Source organism: Streptomyces sp. NTH33, from assembly GCF_003236365.1.
GTDB lineage: Bacteria > Actinomycetota > Actinomycetes > Streptomycetales > Streptomycetaceae > Streptomyces.
Genome location: NZ_POTZ01000557.1, coordinates 1 through 4,072, shown reverse-complemented (window position 1 = coordinate 4,072; position 4,072 = coordinate 1). Strand labels below are relative to the sequence as shown.

General features: G+C 70.1%; 5 protein-coding genes. 4 read left to right on the top strand and 1 reads right to left on the bottom strand.

Going from position 1 to position 4,072, the window contains the following annotated elements; all coding sequences use genetic code 11:
• The 4 genes from C1I97_RS32805 to C1I97_RS32790 form a co-directional block, all read left to right on the top strand.
• Positions 1-246: hypothetical protein (locus C1I97_RS32805; RefSeq protein WP_146608364.1), on the top strand; the 246-nt coding region annotated here is incomplete at its 5' end.
• Positions 189-1,853, top strand: coding sequence for an energy-dependent translational throttle protein EttA (gene ettA / locus C1I97_RS32800; RefSeq protein WP_111006673.1), 1,665 nt, complete (start codon positions 189-191; stop codon positions 1,851-1,853). The genes C1I97_RS32805 and ettA, both read left to right, overlap by 58 nt.
• A 9-nt stretch (positions 1,854-1,862) precedes the next feature.
• The gene (locus tag C1I97_RS32795) at positions 1,863-2,291 is read left to right on the top strand and encodes an acyl-CoA thioesterase (RefSeq protein ID WP_111006672.1); all 429 of its coding nucleotides are present in this window, start codon (positions 1,863-1,865) and stop codon (positions 2,289-2,291) included.
• Positions 2,288-2,977 carry a hypothetical protein gene (locus C1I97_RS32790; RefSeq protein WP_111006671.1) on the top strand — a complete coding sequence of 230 codons (690 nt, stop codon included), beginning with the start codon at positions 2,288-2,290 and terminating at the stop codon, positions 2,975-2,977. The genes C1I97_RS32795 and C1I97_RS32790 overlap by 4 nt, the downstream gene beginning before the upstream one ends.
• 18 nt (positions 2,978-2,995) lie before the next feature.
• Here the strand turns inward: C1I97_RS32790 and C1I97_RS32785 are convergent, their stop codons facing one another.
• Positions 2,996-3,979 (bottom strand): ABC transporter ATP-binding protein, encoded by a 984-nt coding sequence (locus C1I97_RS32785; RefSeq protein WP_111006670.1) that lies wholly within the window; start codon positions 3,977-3,979, stop codon positions 2,996-2,998.
• Positions 3,980-4,072: the final 93 nt, after the last annotated feature.

Below are 4,072 nucleotides of genomic sequence, written 5' to 3'. Positions count from 1 at the left end.
GGCAACTACTCCACGTACCTGGAGACCAAGGCCACCCGTCTCAAGGTCGAGGGACAGAAGGACGCCAAGCGGCAGAAGCGCCTGAAGGACGAGCTCGAGTGGGTGCGGTCGAACGCCAAGGGGCGGCGGTGCGGCAAGATGGGGTGTATCTGCCCACTGCCTGATTTCAAGCTGCCGGACGGTTTCTCTTGGCTGAGTTCATTTACACCATGCGCAAGGCGCGCAAGGCGCACGGCGACAAGGTGATCCTCGACGACGTCACCCTGAGCTTCCTGCCGGGGGCGAAGATCGGCGTCGTCGGCCCGAACGGCGCCGGCAAGTCGACCGTGCTGAAGATCATGGCGGGGCTGGAGCAGCCGTCCAACGGTGACGCGTTCCTGTCGCCCGGCTACAGCGTCGGCATCCTGCTGCAGGAGCCCCCGCTGAACGAGGAGAAGACGGTCCTGGAGAACGTCCAGGAGGGCGTCGCCGAGATCAAGGGCAAGCTCGACCGGTTCAACGAGATCGCCGAGCAGATGGCCACCGACTACTCGGACGCGCTGCTGGAGGAGATGGGCAAGCTCCAGGAGGAGCTGGACCACGCAGGCGCCTGGGACCTCGACGCCCAGCTGGAGCAGGCCATGGACGCGCTGGGCTGCCCGCCCGGCGACTGGCCCGTCACCAACCTCTCCGGTGGTGAGAGGCGCCGCGTCGCGCTGTGCAAGCTGCTGCTCGAGCAGCCCGACCTGCTGCTCCTCGACGAGCCCACCAACCACCTCGACGCCGAGTCCGTGGGCTGGCTGGAGCAGCACCTGGCCAAGTACGAGGGCACCGTCGTGGCCATCACCCACGACCGGTACTTCCTCGACAACGTCGCCGAGTGGATCCTCGAGCTCGACCGCGGCCGCGCCTACCCCTACCAGGGCAACTACTCCACGTACCTGGAGACCAAGGCCACCCGTCTCAAGGTCGAGGGACAGAAGGACGCCAAGCGGCAGAAGCGCCTGAAGGACGAGCTCGAGTGGGTGCGGTCGAACGCCAAGGGGCGGCAGGCCAAGTCCAAGGCGCGTCTGGCCCGCTACGAGGAGATGGCCGCCGAGGCCGAGAAGATGCGGAAGCTGGACTTCGAGGAGATCCAGATCCCGCCGGGGCCGAGGCTCGGCAACGTCGTCGTGGAGGTCAACAACCTCCACAAGGCCTTCGGCGACAAGGTCCTCATCGACGACCTGTCCTTCACGCTGCCCCGCAACGGCATCGTCGGTGTCATCGGCCCGAACGGCGCCGGCAAGACCACGCTGTTCAAGATGATCCAGGGCATCGAGGAGCCGGACTCCGGCAGCATCAAGGTCGGCGACACCGTCAAGATCTCCTACGTCGACCAGAGCCGCGAGAACATCGACCCGAAGAAGACGCTGTGGGCCGTCGTCTCCGACGAGCTGGACTACATCAACGTCGGCCAGGTCGAGATGCCGTCCCGGGCGTACGTGTCCGCGTTCGGCTTCAAGGGCCCGGACCAGCAGAAGCCGGCCGGTGTGCTCTCCGGCGGTGAGCGCAACCGCCTCAACCTCGCGCTCACCCTCAAGCAGGGCGGCAACCTGCTGCTCCTCGACGAGCCGACCAACGACCTCGACGTCGAGACCCTGTCCAGCCTGGAGAATGCGCTGCTGGAGTTCCCCGGCTGCGCCGTGGTCGTCTCCCACGACCGGTGGTTCCTGGACCGCGTGGCGACGCACATCCTCGCCTACGAGGGCGACTCCAAGTGGTTCTGGTTCGAGGGCAACTTCGAGTCGTACGAGAAGAACAAGGTCGAGCGGCTCGGTGCGGACGCCGCCCGCCCGCACCGTGCCACCTACAAGAAGCTGACCCGGGGCTGATCGAAGCAGATGCGCCACACATACCACTGCCCCCTGCGCTGGGCGGACATGGACGCGTACGGCCACGTCAACAACGTGGTGTTCCTCCGCTATCTGGAGGAGGCCCGTATCGACTTCCTGTTCCGCCCGGACAAGGATTTCCAGCAGGGGTCGGTGGTGGCGCGCCACGAGATCGACTACAAGCGGCAGCTCGTCCACCGGCACGCGCCGGTGGACATCGAGCTGTGGGTCACCGAGATCAGGGCGGCGTCCTTCACCCTCTCCTACGAGGTCAAGGACGGCGACCAGATCTACGTCCGGGCCTCGACGGTGATCGTGCCCTTCGACTTCGAGGCGCAGCGCCCCCGCCGGATCACAGCGGAGGAGCGGGAGTTCCTCCAGGAGTACACGGACGACGCCGGCGAAGCCGACGCCGAGGAGGAGGCCGTCGCCGCATGACGGTGCTCCGCCTCGCTGACGGGACGGAGGCGGCGGACCTCGCCGCCTTCCTCTCCCGTCTGCTGCACTACGACCGTGCCGCCGCGGTGCGCCTGCAGGCGGCGGGCACGGCGCTCGCCGTGTTCGGGCGTCCGCCGTCCTTCGAGGTGCTGGCGGTCCGCACGGTACGGCTGGCCGAGCCGTACGAGAACGGAACCGACGTCACCCTCGACGTGACCGTCTCCGCCGGTGAACTGCTGGAGTCGGTCGACGAGCCGGCGGCCTCGGCCCGCGTCCCGGCCGCGGTGACCGGGCCGCCGTGGGCGGGCGTACTCCCGCCGCGCGGCGGCTGGCGCCCGGAGCCGGGCCTGCCCCCGGCGGAGGCCCTGGGCACGATGGTGTCCGCCGCCGTCGCCGAGTTCCGCTCCCGCACGCAGGAGCTGGAGGAAGAGCGGCGCACGCGCGCCGAACTCGACCGGATCGGCCGGGAGATCTGGTCCCGGACGGTCGGACGGACCCGGCTGCCCGTGCGGGCCGTGCACGCGGCCCAGTCGCTGCGGTTCCTCAGGCCCCCGGCGGCCCCCGGGGCGGAGGACCCGGCGCTGTTCTCGTCGGGCGCGTGGCTGCGGCTGCGGACTCCGTACGGTTCGATCGCCGTACGGCGGGCCGAGGCCGGGCTCGGCACCCTGGGCCTCAGCGTCCGCTGACCGGGCGAGGGCCGGCTGTCAGTTTCTTTCGCCGTTCCTCTCGCCGTTCCTCTCGCTGTCGTCCGGCCGCACCGCGATGTGGTCCGGCTCCAGCTCCAGCGCCACCCGGTCGCGCATGCCCAGGGCCCGGGTGTACTCGGCGGGCAGCTGCAGACGGCCGGCCCGGTCCAGCATGGCGTACTCGCGGCTCACCACCCGCTCGTCGCCGGTCGCCGCGTCCACCTCGCTGCGGCGCAGCACCTCCGTGGACGTACGGCCGTCGCGGATGGCGACCGTGCGACGCACCTCGCCGGCGACCGCCTGGTCGTGGGTGACGATGACGATGGTGGTGCCCAGGTGTTCGTTGGCGGTGCGGAAGGCGGCGAAGACCTGCTCGGCGGTGTGGGAGTCGAGTTCGCCGGTCGGCTCGTCGGCGAGCAGCACCGCCGGGTTGTTGGCGAGGGCCACCGCGATCGCGGCGCGCTGCTGCTGGCCGCCGGACATCTCGTGCGGGCGGCGGTCGCGGCAGTCGCCCACCTCGAGCAGCTCCAGCAGTTCCAGCGCCCGTGCGGTCTTGGCGCGGCGGCCCCTTCCCCAGGTGCCGGACAGCTGCATGGGCAGGGCGACGTTCTGCGCCGCGGTCAGGTAGGGCAGGAGGTTGCGGGAGGTCTGCTGCCAGACGAAGCCGACGACCTCGCGGCGGTAGCGCAGACGGTCCTTCGCGGTCATGGCGAGCAGGTCGTGGTCCGCGACCCGGGCCGCGCCGGCCGTCGGGGTGTCCAGGCCGGCGAGGATGTTCATGAGGGTCGACTTGCCGCTGCCGGACGCGCCGACGAGAGCCATGAGCTCGCCCTCGCGGACGAGCAGGTCCAGGCCCTGGAGCGCCTGGACCTCCACGCCGTCGGCGGTGAAGATGCGGACCAGGCGGTCGCAGCTGATCAGCGCGTCGTGGCCGTAGGCCGGGCGGGAACTGTTCGCGGCGGCGCGCTGGGCCAGATCGGCCAGTGTGGGGTTCGTCGTCATCGGAGGTCTCCTGGGCGGCGGCTACGGCGATCGGGTCGGTTCGTCTCTCGCCCCGTCATCTCGCGTCCCCAGCCCTCAGCTCCCGTACCGACC

Bases quoted from the DNA above. Each gene is read 5' to 3' on its own strand.
- C1I97_RS32790 (WP_111006671.1), top strand. From the start codon at position 2,288: ATGACGGTGCTCCGCCTCGCTGACGGGACGGAGGCGGCGGACCTCGCC.
- C1I97_RS32795 (WP_111006672.1), top strand. From the start codon at position 1,863: ATGCGCCACACATACCACTGCCCCCTGCGCTGGGCGGACATGGACGCG.
- C1I97_RS32785 (WP_111006670.1), bottom strand. From the start codon at position 3,979: ATGACGACGAACCCCACACTGGCCGATCTGGCCCAGCGCGCCGCCGCG.